This is a genomic window from Fretibacterium fastidiosum (assembly GCF_000210715.1).
Lineage (GTDB): Bacteria > Synergistota > Synergistia > Synergistales > Aminobacteriaceae > Fretibacterium > Fretibacterium fastidiosum.
The window spans coordinates 508,489-510,052 of sequence record NC_021038.1 but is presented as its reverse complement, the minus strand read 5'-3'; the positions used below and the strand labels follow the sequence as shown (position 1 = coordinate 510,052).

Genomic DNA, 1,564 nt, shown 5'->3' with positions numbered 1-1,564 from the left:
TGCGGACGCGAAGGCAAAGAACAACGAGGGCAAAACGGCCCTCGACTGCGCGAGATGGAATGGAAAACTCAAGGGCACAGGGGCGTTGAAGCTGCTGGAAGAAAAGACCGGACAAAATTGAAGAAAATGAAGGGCAAACGAAGGGCCGATGCAGGCCCTTCGTTCACGAGTTTGCTGAGGCCGCTGGATTGAAAACGCAGGCGGCAACACGGTGCAACAAAACTGGAAGGGAGAGGAGCACGTTGGTGAAGAAGTCTACTTTACACACTCGCAGCGTTTCAGGGTTCGTCTTTTTGTTCTTGTTGCTGCTGACGCTTTTCGCGGGACAGGCAAGCGCCGCAGACACAAAAACGGAAGAGTTGCTGGAGATAGCCGGCAAAGCTGGCCCTGAGGAGGTACGGCAGCTGATTCAAGACGGGGCGGACGTCAACGCCCAGTTGATGGCTGCTGCGTACAGGAACCCACACCCGGAAGTCCTGAGGGTCTTGATAGAAGCCGGAGCGGACGTCAATGCCAAAACCAAAGATGGAGCGACGCCGTTGATGGCTGCGGCAGACAACAATCCCAACCCGGAAGTCCTGAAGGTTTTGATAGAGGCCGGAGCGGACGTCAACGCCCAACAGAAAGATGGGTGGACGCCATTGATGTTTGCGGCAGGCAACAATCCCAACCCGGAAGTCCTGAAGGTCTTGATAGAAGCCGGAGCGGACGTCAACGCAAAAGACGAAGATGAGTGGACGCCGTTGATGCATGCGGCCCGATACAACCCCCACCCAGAAGTCCTGAAGGTCTTGATAGAGGCCGGCGCGGACCTCAACGCTAAAGACACAGATGGATTGACACCATTGATGCATGCGTCCCGAAACAACTCAAACCCGGAAGTCCTGAGGGTCTTGTTGGAGGCCGGCGCGGACCTCAACGCCCAACAGAAAGATGGGTGGACGCCATTGATGTTTGCGGCCCGATATAACTCAAATCCAGCAGTCCTGAAGGTCTTGTTGGAGGCCGGTGCGGACGTCAACGCGAAGAACAAAGATGGGTTGACGCCGTTGATGTTTGCGGCCCGAAATAACTCAACCCCGGAAGTCCTGAGGGCCTTGATAAGGGCTGGAGCGGACGTCAACGCAAAAAGTAACGACGGGTGGACGCCGTTGATGGCTGCTGCGTACAGGAACCCACACCCGGAAGTCCTGAAGGTTTTGATAGAGGCCGGGGCGGACGTCAACGCAAAAAGTAACGACGGGTGGACGCCGTTGATGCTTGCGGCGAGTGAGAACACCCCGGAAGTCCTGAAGGTCTTGATAGAAGCCGGAGCGGACGTCAACGCCAAAAACAAAGATGGAGTGACGGCGTTGATGCCTGCGGCCCGAAACAACTCAAACCCGGAAGTTCTGAAGGTGCTGCTGGAGGCCGGTGCGGACGCGAAGGCAAAGAACAACGAGGGTCAAACGGCCCTCGACTACGCGAGGAAGAATGAAAAACTCAAGGACACAGGGGCGCTGAAGCTGCTGGAGGAAAAGACCGGACAAAATTGAAGAAAATGAAGGGCAAACGAAGGGCCGGC

The 1,564-nt window shown here is 56.1% G+C and carries 1 protein-coding gene; it reads left to right on the top strand.

Annotation, left to right across the window (positions count from 1 at the left end; all coding sequences use genetic code 11):
• Positions 1-245 precede the first annotated feature (245 nt).
• On the top strand, positions 246-1,535 hold the full coding sequence (locus SY1_RS02215; RefSeq protein WP_243440697.1) for an ankyrin repeat domain-containing protein: 1,290 nt from the start codon (positions 246-248) through the stop codon (positions 1,533-1,535).
• Positions 1,536-1,564 lie beyond the last annotated feature (29 nt).